This window comes from Arthrobacter sp. zg.Y820, from assembly GCF_030125555.1.
In the GTDB taxonomy this organism is placed as follows: domain Bacteria; phylum Actinomycetota; class Actinomycetes; order Actinomycetales; family Micrococcaceae; genus Arthrobacter_B.
Genome location: NZ_JASKLX010000008.1, coordinates 51,591 through 66,164 on the forward strand (window position 1 = coordinate 51,591; position 14,574 = coordinate 66,164).

The 14,574-nt window shown below is 64.6% G+C and carries 13 protein-coding genes and 1 pseudogene; 11 read left to right on the forward strand and 3 right to left on the reverse strand.

Annotated features, from left to right (window positions below; genetic code table 11):
- Positions 1–110 precede the first annotated feature (110 nt).
- The 3 genes from QNN99_RS07750 to QNN99_RS07760 all read left to right on the forward strand — a co-directional run bounded on the left by QNN99_RS07750 (position 111) and on the right by QNN99_RS07760 (position 4,380).
- A complete protein-coding gene (locus QNN99_RS07750; RefSeq protein WP_229965892.1) occupies positions 111–1,481 on the forward strand; it encodes an MFS transporter in 1,371 nt (456 codons plus the stop codon).
- Between the two features lie 92 nt (positions 1,482–1,573).
- Positions 1,574–2,899, forward strand: coding sequence for a M20 family metallo-hydrolase (locus QNN99_RS07755; protein ID WP_229965893.1), 1,326 nt, complete (start codon positions 1,574–1,576; stop codon positions 2,897–2,899).
- Positions 2,896–4,380: an amidase gene (locus tag QNN99_RS07760; protein ID WP_229965894.1), complete on the forward strand. Its 1,485-nt coding sequence runs from the start codon at positions 2,896–2,898 to the stop codon at positions 4,378–4,380. Before QNN99_RS07755 ends, QNN99_RS07760 begins: the two co-directional genes overlap by 4 nt.
- Here the strand turns inward: QNN99_RS07760 and QNN99_RS07765 are convergent.
- Positions 4,346–4,645 (reverse strand): hypothetical protein, encoded by a 300-nt coding sequence (locus QNN99_RS07765; RefSeq protein WP_229965895.1) that lies wholly within the window; start codon positions 4,643–4,645, stop codon positions 4,346–4,348. The two genes, QNN99_RS07760 and QNN99_RS07765, sit on opposite strands and share 35 nt — an antisense overlap.
- Positions 4,646–4,839: 194 nt before the next feature.
- Entirely contained in the window at positions 4,840–7,038 is a 2,199-nt protein-coding gene (locus tag QNN99_RS07770; protein ID WP_229965896.1) for a transglycosylase domain-containing protein, read from the reverse strand.
- Positions 7,039–7,279: 241 nt separating this feature from the next.
- On the opposite strand from QNN99_RS07770, the gene QNN99_RS07775 reads away from it, so the two are divergent.
- The 8 genes from QNN99_RS07775 to QNN99_RS07810 all read left to right on the forward strand — a co-directional run bounded on the left by QNN99_RS07775 (position 7,280) and on the right by QNN99_RS07810 (position 14,229).
- Positions 7,280–8,002, forward strand: coding sequence for a TetR/AcrR family transcriptional regulator (locus tag QNN99_RS07775; RefSeq protein ID WP_229965897.1), 723 nt, complete (start codon positions 7,280–7,282; stop codon positions 8,000–8,002).
- Entirely contained in the window at positions 7,999–8,748 is a 750-nt protein-coding gene (locus QNN99_RS07780) for an SDR family NAD(P)-dependent oxidoreductase (protein ID WP_229965898.1), read from the forward strand. Before QNN99_RS07775 ends, QNN99_RS07780 begins: the two co-directional genes overlap by 4 nt.
- A 413-nt stretch (positions 8,749–9,161) precedes the next feature.
- Positions 9,162–9,650: a DNA glycosylase AlkZ-like family protein gene (locus QNN99_RS07785; protein ID WP_229966094.1), complete on the forward strand. Its 489-nt coding sequence runs from the start codon at positions 9,162–9,164 to the stop codon at positions 9,648–9,650.
- A gap of 419 nt (positions 9,651–10,069) precedes the next feature.
- A complete protein-coding gene (locus tag QNN99_RS07790; protein ID WP_229965899.1) occupies positions 10,070–11,620 on the forward strand; it encodes an HNH endonuclease signature motif containing protein in 1,551 nt (516 codons plus the stop codon).
- Between the two features lie 247 nt (positions 11,621–11,867).
- Complete coding sequence (locus tag QNN99_RS07795; RefSeq protein WP_229965900.1) at positions 11,868–12,488, forward strand: L-threonylcarbamoyladenylate synthase; 621 nt, start codon at positions 11,868–11,870, stop codon at positions 12,486–12,488.
- A gap of 57 nt (positions 12,489–12,545) precedes the next feature.
- The gene (locus QNN99_RS07800) at positions 12,546–13,280 is read left to right on the forward strand and encodes a DUF72 domain-containing protein (RefSeq protein WP_229965901.1); all 735 of its coding nucleotides are present in this window, start codon (positions 12,546–12,548) and stop codon (positions 13,278–13,280) included.
- A gap of 77 nt (positions 13,281–13,357) precedes the next feature.
- Positions 13,358–13,999, forward strand: coding sequence for a hypothetical protein (locus QNN99_RS07805; RefSeq protein ID WP_229965902.1), 642 nt, complete (start codon positions 13,358–13,360; stop codon positions 13,997–13,999).
- Positions 13,999–14,229, forward strand: coding sequence for a helix-turn-helix domain-containing protein (locus QNN99_RS07810; RefSeq protein ID WP_229965903.1), 231 nt, complete (start codon positions 13,999–14,001; stop codon positions 14,227–14,229). The genes QNN99_RS07805 and QNN99_RS07810 overlap by 1 nt, the downstream gene beginning before the upstream one ends.
- Before the next feature lie 26 nt (positions 14,230–14,255).
- Here QNN99_RS07810 and QNN99_RS07815 read toward each other — a convergent pair.
- Positions 14,256–14,402, reverse strand: a pseudogene (locus tag QNN99_RS07815) (sugar O-acetyltransferase); the annotation flags it as partial.
- Positions 14,403–14,574 lie beyond the last annotated feature (172 nt).

The window sequence follows — 14,574 nt, forward strand, 5'->3', positions numbered from 1 at the left end:
TCCGGACTTCGGGATGCCCGCAATAAAGCTGTAATGAGGCCGGATTTTCTTTTTCCGCCCCGTAACACTGCCCGCGTTTACGGAAACACGATCCCCCTAGCGTTGCTCTCATGACAATCCACGACAGCACAGCGGAACAGCCGGGATCGGGGACGGTCGGTACAGCTCCGGCCACACAGGTCCCGGCGCCGGGACCCACCAGAACGCCGGGAACCACCAGGATGCAGAAGCGGGTCCTGCTCGGCGGAAGCATCGGACAGTTCATCGAGTTCTACGACTTCACCCTCTACGGCCTCACCGCCGTCACCCTGTCGCAGCTGTTCTTCCCCGGCAGCAACCCCATCGCCGCGATGCTCGCCACGTTCGCCACCTTCGGCGTCGCCTTTGTGGTCCGCCCGCTCGGCGGCCTCTTCTTCGGTGTCCTGGGAGACCGCATCGGGCGGCGCAGGGTCCTGAGCATCACGCTGATCGCCATCGGCGGAGCAACTGCCCTGATGGGCATGCTTCCCACCTACGCGCAGATCGGCGCCTGGGCGCCGGCGCTGCTGGTCCTGTGCCGGCTGATCCAGGGCTTCTCCGCCGGCGGAGAATCCGTGGGGGCGCCGTCGTTTGTCTTCGAACACGCGCCCGTCAACAAACGCGGCTTCTGGCTCAACATCACCATCGCCGCCACCGCTCTTCCCTCCGTGGTGGCCGGAACAATGATCCTCATCCTCAGCCAGTCCATGACCGACGAATCCTTCGAATCCTGGGGGTGGCGCCTGCCGTTCCTGCTCGCGCTTCCGCTCGCCATGTTCGGCGTCTGGATCCGCAGCCGCACCGTGGAAAGCGAAGCCTTCAAGGACGCTAAAGCGGCTCAGCCCAAGGAATTCAGCCCGGTGCAGGAAGCACTGCGCGAGAACACGCTCCGCATGGTCCAGGTCATCTTCGTGATGGGCCTGACGGCGATGGGTTTCTACTTCCTGTCCGCCTACTTTGTCTCCTACGTTCAAACCGCCGGCCAGCTCAGCCGCGAGCAGTCCCTGATGGTCAACGCCGCCGCCCTGGCGCTCTACGCCGTCCTGCTGCCGGTCGGCGGGCGGATCGGCGACCGCGTTGGCCGCAAGCCGATGCTCATCGCCGGCTCCGCGGCGCTGGCTGCACTCTCGGTGCCCAGCTTCATGCTGGTCACCAGCGGCAGCCTGCCGCTGGCCCTTGCCGGGCAGTCCCTCTTTGTGGTGGCCCTCTGCATCTACGGCGGCGGCTGCTACACGTTCTTTGTGGAGATCTTCACGACCCGGACCCGGTTCACGTCGGCGGCAATCAGTTACAACGGCGCCTACGCGATCTTCGGCGGCACGGCTCCGTTCATCGGCACGGCGCTCGTCGGAGGCACCGGAGTAGCGCATGCACCGGGCTTCTACATGGCTGCCGCGTCCGCCGTCGTCTTCCTCCTGATCGTCTTCACCAAGGTTCCCGAAACCCGCGGCCGGATGGGCTGATCCCGCCGTCCCCGCGCGCCCCCGCGCGCGCCGCAGATCTCCACACTTCACATCTCCCAACTTCACATCTCCAAACTTCCAAAGGACTTCCCATGACGTCAGCATCATTCCTCTCCGACTTCCATGCCGTCGCCGCCATCGGCGCCACGCCCAACAACGGGGTGGACCGCCAGGCCGCCACCGCGGAGGACGCCCTGACCCGTGACTGGTTCGCTGCCTGGGTGCAGGAGGCCGGCTGGGAACTCCGGGTCGACAGCATCGGCAATATGTTTGCGCTGCTCGAATGGACCCCGGGCGCACCCTTTGTGATCATCGGGTCCCATCTGGACAGCCAGCCCCTGGGCGGCCGCTTCGACGGAGCCTACGGTGTCATTGCTGCGCTCCACGCGGCCCGGCGAATCAGCGCCGACGTCGATGCCGGCGGCGAGCTGCCGCGGTTCAACCTGGCGGTGGTGAACTGGTTCAACGAAGAGGGCGGCCGCTTCGCCCCGAGCATCATGGGCAGCTCGGTTTACGCCGGCCTGCTGTCCCGCGACCAGATGCTGGCTGTGACCGACCTGCAGGGCACCTCGGTCTCCGAGGCACTTGAAGGCATCGGGTACCTGGGCACGGCGGAAGCGCCCCCAGCGGCCGGTTATGCGGAGATCCACATCGAACAGGGCCGGATCCTGGAACGTGAAGGCATCTCCATCGGCGTGGTGGACAGCAGCTGGTACACGCAGAAACTCGATATTGAAGTGCTCGGTGAACAGTCCCACACCGGCGCCACAGCCATGGCGGACCGGCACGACGCCCTGGTGGCCGCCTCGCGAATCATCCTCATGGTGCACGACGTCACCGAGGAGTTCGCCGACGAGGCCCTCGTCTCCTCGGTCGGCCAGCTGACCCTGGAACCCAACTCCCCCATCGTCGTGGCCCGCAGGGTGCATCTCATCGCCGACCTGCGCTCCGGCGACCCGGAGGTCGTGAAGGCGGCCCGTGCCAAGCTGATCGGCGACATCGATGCACTGGCCCGCAAATACGACATCAAGGTCAACGTCAAGGACTTCGATATCCGCCCCATCCGCCGGTTCCCGCAGGAAGGGCTCGAGCTGGCGGAGCAGGTCGCGGCAGGGCTGGGACTGTCCTCGCGGCGGATCCAGACCATGGCCGGCCACGATTCCGTCGCCATGAACACCGTTGCGCCGTCGGTCATGCTGTTCATTCCGAGCGTGGACGGCGTCTCGCACTGCGAACGTGAATTCACCACAGACGAGGACATGGTCCTGGGCCTGGACATGCTGACCGGTGTCACCCGCGAACTGATCTCCGGCGCCCTGGCGAACTCGGCCACCGGCTCATCCGACGCGGTGAATTCCGCGCTGCCGGGAGCCGACGCCGAGAATGCCGCCGCGCTGCCGGGAGCCGTCCGGGCATGACCGATCTGCACTACCTGGATGCGTCCTCCGCGCTGCGCCTGTTTCGTGCCAAAGAGCTGTCGCCGGTCGAGCTGCTTTCGGCGGTCATCGCCAGGACGGAGGAAATCAACGGCTCCCCGGGTGCCGGCGGGTCGATCAATGCCGTCACCGAAACCCTGTTCGATGAAGCGATGTCCGCCGCACGCGAAGCCGCTGCCAAGTATCAAACGGGGCACGGCCTGACTCCGCTGCTGGGGCTGCCGGTGGCAGCGAAGGAAAAGCACGGCCTGCGGGGCCGCACCCTCTCGCAGGGACTGGTGGCCCATCGGAACAAGGTGGCGCAGGACGACCACCCGGTGATCGGCAGGATCCGCGGCGCCGGGGGCATCATCCACCTGCGCACGACGACGCCGGAATACAGTTGCGCCACCGTCACCCACAGTCCGCTGTGGGGCGTCACCCGCAATCCCTGGAACCCCCGCTTCTCGCCGGGCGGGTCCTCGGGCGGCTCGGCCGCGGCCCTGGCTGCGGGGTTTGCGCCGTTGGCCACTGCCTCGGACATCGCCGGCTCCACCCGGCTGCCGGCGTCGTTCACTGGGACGGTCGGCTACAAAGCGCCGTACGGCAGGATTCCCGGGCTCGCTCCGCTCTCCGCCGACTTCTACCGGGGCGACGGCCCCATGGCCCGCACCGTCGCTGACGCTGCGCTGCTGGCGAATGTGATGGCTGGCCAGCACGCCGGGGACCATGCCTCGCTCGCGTCCGGCGATCCGATCGAATTGCCGGCGGAAGGCGCGGCTGCGGAGTCGGTTGCCGGCATGCGCATCGCCCTCTGCCTCCGGCTGGGCAACTACCCGGTGGCAGCCGATGTGGAAGCCAATACGCGTGCCGTTGCGGCCGCCCTGCAGGCCGCGGGTGCCGTGGTGGAGGAGATAACCCTGCCGTGGACCTCCGAGGAAATCAGCCGCACCATGTTCACCCATTTCGGCTATCTGCTGGGGCCGGCCATGGAGGCGGAGACCGCCGGCTCCACTGACCTGCTGGCCGACTACACGCGGCGCTTCATGGCGGATGCGCGCCAAGCCGCGGCGGACCGCAGCTTCTTGAACGGCATCACCGCGGAAACCCGCATCCAAGGCGAGCTTGCCGCCGCCATGGCCGGCTTTGACGCCCTGATCTGTCCGGCTTCCGCCGTGGCCTCGCTCGACGCCGACGGGATGTACCTGGACGGCATCGCAGCAGAGGGCCTCCACCTGGAGCACTATTGGCAGGGCCACATGACCGGCGTCTTCAACATCGCGAACCGGTGCCCGGTGTTGGCCGTTCCCAGCGGGATGGCCGACTGCGGCATTCCCACCGGCGTCCAGATTGTTGGCCATCCCTTTGATGACGGCGCCGTGTTTACCGTCGGTGCGGCGGTGGAGGCGCTGCGGCCCTGGCGGAACCACCGCCCGGAGCCGGTCGGCGCTACAGCGTTGTCTCGGGGCCGGCAGGTTCCGTAACGATCAGCTCGTCCACCTGCAGGCGGCCGACGTAAAGTTCCTTGATGTCGGTACGGCCGATGCTGAGCTTTCCGATCGCCAGCGCCCCCACGGCCACCGCTCCCATCGCGAGGGCGCCCAGTGAGAAGGCGCCCACCGCCAGCCGCCTGGCGCTAAGCCCGGGAAAGTCCAGGACGGGGAGGTGCATGGAGCCATGGTGCTGATGCTGGGCGTGCAGATGATGCGGGCCGTGCAGGTGCTTGGAGCCACGGTGCTTGGTTTTCATGTGCATGGGATCCTCCGGCGGTGTCGAGCAGCGGGTATGAGTTATCCAGCGTGCAGGGAGATTTCCGCAGGCACAAGCACCACACGCAGAATGCTCCGCAGCCTTTGAAACGGACTGCGGAGCATTCTGCGGTTTAGCGGTGTTTCGGGCCTTGACCGCCGGCCTTGGTCCCGGTCGCCGGCCGGAGTCGCGGCTTAGGAGTCGGCGGCTTCGCCGGGTTCGTCGTCGGCCGGTGAGGGCTCGGCGTTGTCCTGTTCCTTTTCGGGTGCCGATTCGTTCTCCGGCTTGGCGTCGGGAGCCGGAGCCGACTTGCGGTTGGGATCCGTCAGTTCGCCCGTTGGATACAGCCTCGCAACGGAGCGCATGTATTCGGTCCACTGCGCGCCGGCAATGGTGGAGCCGTCCACGTAGCTGCGCGCCACGCCGTTGATTGGCAGGTCGTTCAACGAAGAGTAGGACGTCCAGTTGCCTACCCAGGAAGCAGTCGAGATGCCCTGGGTGTAGCCGACGGTCCAGGTCTGTTCGGAAATGTCCGTGGTGCCGGTTTTCGCCGCTGCGGGGACACCCAGCGGTGAAATGGCGCCCGGTCCGCTCTCCACAAGTTTCTGGAGCGGCTCCGAGACCTCCTTGGCGACCTCCTCGGACATTGCACGGGTGCACTGTTCCTCGGGTACTTCAAAGGACTTGCCCCGGGAATTGGATACCTGCGTCAGCGCGATGGGTTCGCAGTACTCGCCCCCGCTGGCAAACGTTGCGTAGGCAGCCGCCATGGTCATGGGAGCCACTTCCTGGCCGCCCAGGACGAAGGAGGGATTGTTGACCTCCAGCGGTTCGCCGTCGACCGCCCGGTGCACGCCCATGCGGGTGGCGACGTCGCCGATGTCGCACAGGTCCAGCTGGGAGGCCTGCGCCACTGTTGCCGTGTTGGTGGACCAGGTCAGCCCCTCGCCCACGGTCATGCTGCGTTCATAGCCCTCTTGGGCGTTCTTGAACTTCCACTCGTCAAAGTAGGCGTCTTCGGGCAGGCAGCTGGCGGACCAGTCGTATCCGGCCGGGTAGCTGGTCCGGGACGCATCGATGACGTCGTCGATGCTGCCGCCGTTCTCCAGCCAAGCAACGGTGGTGAAGGGCTTCATCGTGGATCCCGGTTGGAAGCCGTACGCGGTGCCGCCCATGTCGGAGTCAACGTTGAAGTTCAGCTGCGTGTTTCCGCTGCCTTCTTCAGGCGTGTAGTTCGTGTTCTGGGCCATGGCCAGGATCTTGCCCGTTCCGGGCTCCACGGACACCATCGCGGAACCCGCACCCGAGGGGTCGCCGGTCGGAACCTGCGCCTCGATCTGCGCCTGGGCCTGTTCCTGAAGCCGGGAATCCAGAGTGGTGGTGATGGTCAGGCCACCGCGGGCCAGAAGCTTGGCGCGGGCCGTTTCGTCCACCCCGAACTCATCGGAGGCCAACACAACCTGTTGCACATAGCTGCAGAAGTATTCGGCCATTTCAGCTCCCACGCAGCCGGAACGTGCCGCGGGCTGCGGGTTGAGCTGCAGGTCGGAGGCGACGGCGTCGTCGTGTTCCTGCTGCGTGATTTTGTCGTAGCGGAGCATGGCAGCCAGAACAGCGTCCCGGCGGTCCCGCGTTGCCTCGGGATTTGTCATCGGGTTGAAGTTGTTCGGCGACTGGACCATCCCGGCGAGCATTGCCGACTGGGCGATGTTCAGGTTTGCGGAGGGAATGCCGAAGAAGGTCTGCGCTGCCGCTTCGACGCCGTAGGTACGGCCGCTGAACAGCACAATATTCAGGTACCCCTCGAGGATTTCATCCTTGGAGAATTCCTTTTCGACGGCGAGGGACAGCTTGGCTTCACGGACCTTGTCGGTGATGTTCTTGGTTCCGCTGACCGTGAGCTCGTCGGCGCTCTTGCCTTCGGCGACGCCCTGGTCGATCAGGACGTTGTTGACGTACTGCATCGTCAAGGTGGAGGCACCCTGGGTGCTGTCCTTGGTCATGTTGGAGGCCAAGGCGCGGGCGATGCCTTTGGCGTCCACTCCCCCGTGCTCGTAAAAGCGGTTATCCTCGATCGCGATGATTGCGTCCTGCATCGACGGGGAGATTTTGTCCAGCGTCACCGGGATCCGGTTTTCCGCGTAGAAGGTGGCGATCAGCTTTCCGTCGGCCGAGTAGATCTTGGACCCCTCGTCGAGCGGGCCGGTTTCGAGCTCGTCCGGCAGGTCCTCGAGGCTGTCGAAAATCTGGTTGGCGCCGGAGGCTGCCACCGCTGTCGCGGGAACGAAAATCCCGGCGACGAGGGCACCGCAGAGGACGCTGACGGCCAGAAACAACACCAGCCGGCCGGAGGTGCCGAGTCTGGCCAGCATGGAGGAGTTGTTTTGTCGCATTCGAACAAGATACAACCCATTTCTGTGGGCCGATCTTGACGGTCCCCGCCGTGCGGAGTACAACCTTCCCCGCATTCCGCCGCGGCCCGGTGTTTCCCCGGGGCTTGTCCGCCCCTTCCCGACACGCCCCTTGAGAAAAAGATCACACGTCCGGCCGCCACTTCCGGCGAAGGATCGGCCCAATGTCCGGCGCGGATCCCCAGACATGATCTTGCGGCGGCATTCGGTATACGCTGTACGCATGAACCCCCTTCCGGACGCCCACCGCGGTCCCCTCTCTGCCGCCGCCATCGCGGCCTGTGGGCTTGATCTGGCAGACCGGGAAGGCCTGGAGGCAGTGTCCATGCGGAACGTCGCTGAGATTCTCGGCGTCTCCGCCATGGCTTTGTACCGCCACGTCGAGAACCGGGAATCCCTGCTGCTGGCCATGGCCGCCGAGGCGGCCCGGGAGTTTGTCCTGCTGCCTCCGGAACCGGCTTCCTGGCAGGAGATGCTGCGGCACATGGCCGTGGCGCAGTGGGAGGGTTTCCACCGGCATCCGTGGCTGCTGCAGATAGTCCTGGGTCCCAGCCGGCTCCTGGACATGGCGCCGACCGCCGAGCTCGAGGTGCTGCTGCAGGCACTCAAAGCGGCCGGCCTGTCGGAGGACGAGTGTTTTGACTGCGTCGTAGGCGTCTCGGCCATCGTGATCGGCACTGCCGTCCTCGCGCTGGCTGCGAACCCCGGGCCGGGGCGGTACCGCCCCACCCGGCCCAACGCCGTCGTGCCCCTTAACGCCGACGACGGCGCCAGTCCCGATTCCGTCACTGCCCGGTTCCGCGGCCGCGGCATTACCTATGATGCCTCCAGGAGGTCGCTGGACTTTGCTGTGAGCGGCTTCCTGCACGGCGTGGAGACCCAACTTTCAACAACCGTCCGGATGCGGCAAGAAAAGCAATCCGGCTTAGAGAAGGAACAAAAGTGAAACTCAGCAACAAGACCGCCATTGTCACCGGCGGCGCCGGCGGCATCGGGCAGGGCATCGTGCGCCACTTCCTTTCCGAGGGCGCCAAGGTGGCTGTCGTTGACATCGACCAGGAGCAGGGCGACAAGCTTGTTGCCGACCTCGGCAACATCGGTGAAATCATCTTTATCCGCAAGGACATTTCCCTTCCCGAGAGTGCTGCCGAGATCGTTGCCGAAACGGTTGCCCGCTTTGGCGGCCTGGACATCCTGGTCAACAACGCCCATGCCTCCAAGCAGGCGCCGATCCTGGAAACCACTCCGGAGATCTGGAACCTGTCCTTCGGCACCGGAACCCTGGCCACCCTGTACCTGATGCAGGCAGCCCATCCGGAACTGAAGAAGACCCGGGGCAGCATCATCAACTTCGGTTCCGGTGCCGGGATCAAGGGCCTGCCCAACCAGGTGGCCTACGCTGCAGCGAAGGAAGCCATTCGGGCCATCACCCGCACGGCGGCGAACGAGTGGGCAGCCGACGGCATCCGCGTCAACGTTGTCAGCCCTGTTGCGCTGACTCCGGGCATCGTCCAGTGGAGCAAGGCCTACCCGGAGCAGTACCAGGAAGTAGTGAACGGCGTTCCGCTGGGCCGCCTTGGCGATCCCGAGACGGACATCGCACCGATCGTTGCCTTCCTGGCCAGCGAAGAGTCCCGATACCTGACCGGCCAGACGCTGATGGCCGACGGCGGAAGCATCAAGCTCTACTAGGAGAACCCGCGCACTGGTTCCCACTCTCTGTTGTCCCTGTTACCTGTTGGGGTCACATCAGCCCCAGGGCTGAACGAAGAGTGGGAACCAGTGCGTCTGTGCGTCTGGTGGGCTGTGCGCCTGGCGGCCTGTGCGCCTGCCGACCTGGGTGCGCCTGGCGGCCTGTGCGCCTGCCGGCCTGTGTGCGCCTGCCGGCCTGTGTGCCTGTTCGTGTGGGCGTCTGCCGGCCACGGGGCCGCCCTGTCAGTCCCCCCAGGATCCGCAGTTGTAGGGTTGCGGCATGAACGCGGAGCACCGGCCGTCACGCGGGAACATTTAGGGCGAACGACCTGCGGCAGCTTCGGCTGCGGTCTCAGCTCCTGGTGGCATCCGAACCCGTCGGAGCGGCCGAGACTGTTCGCCGCCTTTTGGCCGTGCAGGCCCAAAACCTTGGCGGCGCCTTGTGGAGCGTCGGCCAACGGGCGCCGGGAAGCACTCGCGGCGACGTCGAGGCGGCACTGGCTGCCGGCGTCGTCGTGCTCACACTTACGCCCCCTCCCGCCGATGTGACGGTCTTTCCGCGTGTCCATCTCCTGCCGGGTTTCGATGAGTTCCACATTGGTTATGCCGACCGCGGGCCGATTCTGGCGTCCGAGCACCAAGCATTTGTGGGCCCGGGAAAGAACGGGCTGTTCCGGTCGCCCGTCGTTGTCGACGGTGTTGTGGCTGGTATCTGGTCGGCCTCGGAGCGAAAGGGAAATATCGACGTGGACGTGTCATTGTTTCCAGACCGAGTGGGCCCGATATTGCCTGGGGTAAAAATGCTGAGTGGTACGGAGATGAGGCGTGCGGTCGAGACGGCGGCCACGTTGTACGGACGCTTCCTCTCTGTGGAAGCCCATGCCGCCGTGTCACGGTCGTAAGCCGCTGCGCGGTGGTCGGTGGGTGGTGGTTGGAGGGCGAAGGGTGGTGAGTGGTGCGGTCGCTACGCAGGGGGCCGGACCTGTGACCAGAGATGCTGTCTTATTGCATGCACAGGTATCGGCTAAGGGGCGTAGGTAGTCCGGCGAAAAAGTCGGGTATTTGTGAGTCCTGAAAGGGCCTGTTTTGGGCTGTTTTGGGGCTGTTTTGGAGTGGTTTTGTGGCTTCTCGAACCGGGAATGTCAGTGCCGGGTGAAAGTCTTTAGTCATGGATCAGAACGGATCTTCGGCCGGGACTCCCGGCACTGGCGGTGAGACTGCAGGTTGCAGTCGGTTCGTCTTTGTCGCCGAGCCGGGCGTTGCCGGAGGTGAGCCTGATAATGGGTTGAACGGGTCTCTGGTCCTGCAGAATGTGGAGTCGTTGACCGAGGAGCAAACCGGGACGGTGTTGGCCCGGCTCAATCATTTGTCGCGGTGGGTGCAGGCGCAGCAGGCTCGGGTCCTGTCCCGGCTGCAGACCGTCTACGAGGACGAGACGCTATCCGTTACCGGGTTGCGGGACGCGGAGATGGCGTTCAGTCTCGCTGCGGAGGAAGCCGCAACCATTCTGGGAGTTCCCACCGGTACCGGAAAGGCGTTGATGAGTCAGGCCGGTGATCTCTGCACCAGGAACACGGCCACGCTGAAGGCGTTGGAGGCCGGACAGATCAGTTACGGGCACGCGGAGATCCTGGTGGAGCAGTGTGTGGGAGTGGTGCCGGCGGAGCTGCCCGGGTTTGAGGCGGAGCTGCTGGGGATGGCTGCGGGCCAGACCAAAACCCAGTTCCGGGCGAAGGCTCACCGGCTGCGGGAGAAGTACTATCCGGAAACCATCGTGCAGCGGCAGTTGACGGCGTTTGAGCAGCGGACGGTGTGGGTGCGTCCGGAGCCGGACGGGATGTCCTGGCTCTCGGCGTTACTGCCGGCCGAGAAAGCCCAAGCCATTTTTACTCAGCTCAGTGTTGCGGCCCGGGGTGAGCGGGCCGCCGGAGACACGCGCACGGTGGATCAGTTGCGCACGGATATCCTCACGGACTTGCTCGGGGGCCACGACCATGAATGCGGGGACGACTGCGGCCACGGTGGTGGCGGCCGTGGCAAAGGCAGCAAAGGTAGCCGTGGTGGACGCAACGCAGGTGGCGCAGGCGCGGGAGCAAAGAGGGGCAAGGGCCGTAGCAAGGGTTCCGGCTCCGGCAACAAGGCCAGCAGCCAAGGTGAGGGTTCCGGTTCTGCTGCCGGCTCCGACTCCGATACCGGTTCCCGCTCCGGGAAGGGGTCCGGGTCCTGCCGGATTGGCCATGGTCCCCGGGCTCGGACGGAGATTCTGGTGCTGATCAACGCCGAAACCCTCTTCGGTGCCGATGATCAGCCGGCCGAGCTGAACGGGTACGGGCCGATCAGTCCCGTAACGGCTCGGCGGATGGCACGCGAGGCCATGAAATGGACGCCGGTGGAACGCGATCCGGACACCGAGGAGATCCTGCGGGTGGGGAAACGGCGGAAGGTTCCCGACGGATTGAAGCGGGTTCTGCGGGTGCGGGACGGGACGTGCCGGTTCCCGGGGTGCCGGACCAATGCGGTGATTTCCGAGATTGACCACACCAAGCCCTGGGCTCAGGGCGGGCTCACGGATCATGACAATTTGGAGCATTTGTGCCGGCGGCATCACATGTTCAAAACCGAAGGGTTCTGGAAGGCCAGGCAGCCTCGTCCCGGGGTGATTGAGTGGACCTCGCCGGGCGGCAGGTGTTACCGGACGGAACCGCAGCTGAGCCTGTCCCGGGAAACCTGTAGCGATAACGGTGGTTATCTGCAGCCAGGGATCACAGCGAACAACGACACCGTTCAAGGAAATACGGCGGGACCAGATCCGTCGTCTGCCCGTAACACGGTGAACCCGGACGACTACGGCGACGACCCGCCACCCTTCTGACGGCCGCTCTTCCGTCCGGCCCTCTCAGATACCCAGCTCGCCCGACACCAGCCCGGGGACCCAACTCGCCGGCACCAGCCCACTGACCGCAGCCGTTGCCACTACCCAAACTTTCCGTGGGCCAGACCTCGTCCACAGTTATGACCGCCGCCAAAGCTCCTGAGGTGAGTCACGATTCCACCCCTTCCGTGCCGCCCAGCCTCGTTGGCCAACAAGGAGTGCCAGCCCGCAGCGGTAAGCTCATGACATGGCACGATACTTTGACATCCACCCCGAGAATCCGCAGCAACGCACCATCGGACAGGTAGTTGCGATTCTGCGCTCCGGCGGATTGATCGCCTATCCCACAGATTCCTGTTATGCCCTCGGAGCCCAGCTGAGTAACAAGGACGCATTGGACCGGATCCGGGCCATCCGGCAGCTGGACGACAAACACCACTTCACGCTGATGTGCAAGGATTTCGCCCAGCTCGGCCAGTTCGTGCAGATGGACAACAACATCTTCCGCAGCATCAAGGCCGTCACTCCGGGCAGCTACACCTTCATCCTGCCGGCGGTGAAGGACGTGCCGCGCTGGCTCTCACAGCCCAAGAAGAAGACGGTGGGCGTCCGCATCCCGGACAACAAACTGGTCCAGGCGCTGCTGGAAGAATTGGGTGAACCGATGATCTCCAGCACCCTGCTGCTGCCCGGCGAAGAAGATCCCCTGACTCAGGGATGGGAAATCAAGGAACAGCTAGACCACCAGGTCGACGCAGTTCTCGATTCCGGGTTCTGCGGTCCGGATCTGACCACCGTCATCGACTTCTCCAGCGGTGAGCCGGAAATTGTCCGCCGTGGCACCGGTGATCCCTCGCGCTTCGAGTAAACCACTCCGGCGGCGAAGCTAACCGCCTCGCCGCCGAACCCGTGGCAGGCTGGAGCCATGGCATTGCACATCGGCACCTCGGGCTGGAGCTACAACGACTGGCGACACGTGCTGTATCCGCCCGGGCTGCCCAACCGGCTGTGGCTGGAAACTTACGCCGCGGAATTCGACACGGTCGAGTTCAACGGAAGTTTCTACCGTTGGCCGCGCGAGCCGGCCTTTGCCGCCTACCGTGAGCGGCTGCCGGCCAGCTATCAGTTTTCGGTCAAGGCGCCGCGGGGACTGACCCACGGCCGCAAGCTTCGCGACCCCGAGGAATGGATCGGACGCATCAGCCGCTGCTGGAGGGAACTCGGCGATAAAGCCGGTGTCCTGATCGTGCAGCTGCCGCCGGATATGGAGCGCGACGACGAGCGGCTGGCGTATTTCCTGACTACACTCCCCCGGGAGATCAGGGTGGCTGTGGAGTTCCGGCATCCCAGTTGGGAAACCGAAGACGTCTACGATCTCCTGTCACGGCACGACGCCGCGTATACCGTCATGAGCGGAGCTCACCTTCCGTGCAACCTGCGCGCCACGGCGTCGTTCGTGTATCTGCGCATGCATGGCCCCGACCCGGAGCACCTCTACGCCGGTTCCTACAGCGACGAGGACCTGCACTGGTGGGGTGACCGGATCCGCGAGTGGGAAGCCCTGGGCAAGGACGTCTATGTGTATTTCAACAACGACGGCGAAGGCCACGCGGTCCGCAACGCCCGGACCCTGCGCACGCTGCTGAAGGAAAGAATCTAGCGACCAACCCTTGCCGCAGTTATCGAATACCGTTATGTTAACGGTATTCGATAACCCATTCCGCGCAGGGAGACCCCATGGCAACAACATCCATACCGCTGACCCGCAAGAGCGCACGCACTGCCCAAAAAGTTGGGCTGGTGATTGGAATGTCGATCTCCGGGTTTACTACTCTCGTGTGCCTGGGAGCGGCGGTCGCCGCGGTCATCATGCCAATGTCCGGACGGGTGGAGCTAACCCTGCCCGCAGCTCCAATACAGGACTCCGCTTGGACGCACCTGAGTCCCCAAATCGTCAGCGGATCCTCGGAGAGCTACCAACTGTCACTGCAAAACGTTGAGTCCGAAGGATTGTCGATGTGGTCGGCCACGATGGGGATTGGGTGCACCGTCCCAGCCCTGATTACCGCGTTTCTTGGCTACCTCTGTCTCCGCGTCTACAGGGGCCAGCCGTTTGGGCGGCTTATGACTCTCGGCTTCTGCGTCTCTTCCGCTGTGATCGTTGCCGGATCCGCAGTTCTGCCCTCGGTGTTCGCCAGCATTAACGAGCGCATCCTCTCCGACGCGGGCATCGATCTGAGAAACGCGCCATTCACCGACGGTTACGTCTTTGGCGCGTTGGATGCGGTGATCCTGATGTTCGGCATATTCCTGGCCCTGCTGGCAGCAGCCTTCCACCTCGGCAGCAGATTTCAGCGCGACGGCGAAGGGCTGGTCTAGTGCCGCCTGTTGACTTGGACTCATCAGTGCACTGCAGGCTCGATGAACTGCTGGCTGAGCGGAAGCTGACGCTGACTGAACTCAGCAAGCGAGTGGATGTCAGCATCGTGAATCTCTCAGTCCTTAAGAACGACCGGGCCAAGGCGATCCGCTTCTCCACCCTGACAGCAATCTGCCGAGCCCTGGACTGCTCCATCGGAGATCTGCTGGTCCTGAGACCCCAAACGTAAAGAGACCCCAGCGGAAACCACCTAGAGGTCCTGATCACCCGCGCCGGATTGCCCACGACCACCACATTCTCCGGCACAGCCCGGGTAACCACGGCTCCTGCGCCAATCACTGAGTTCTCCCCGACCTGACGCCCGGCAGAACGCTGCGGCTCCACCGGATGGGTGGGAGTCAGACCCGGAAAAACAAGAAGGACTGCAGGAAACACCTCCATTCGGCCGCATCCCGCCCGGCTGTCCACGACTTCGCTTGACGGACAGTTCACAGATGAGAACTGTTGACGCCACGGAGGCACAGGGGACGCCGACTTGGACCAGAACACTGCTGGTCCATTCATCGCAGGCTGG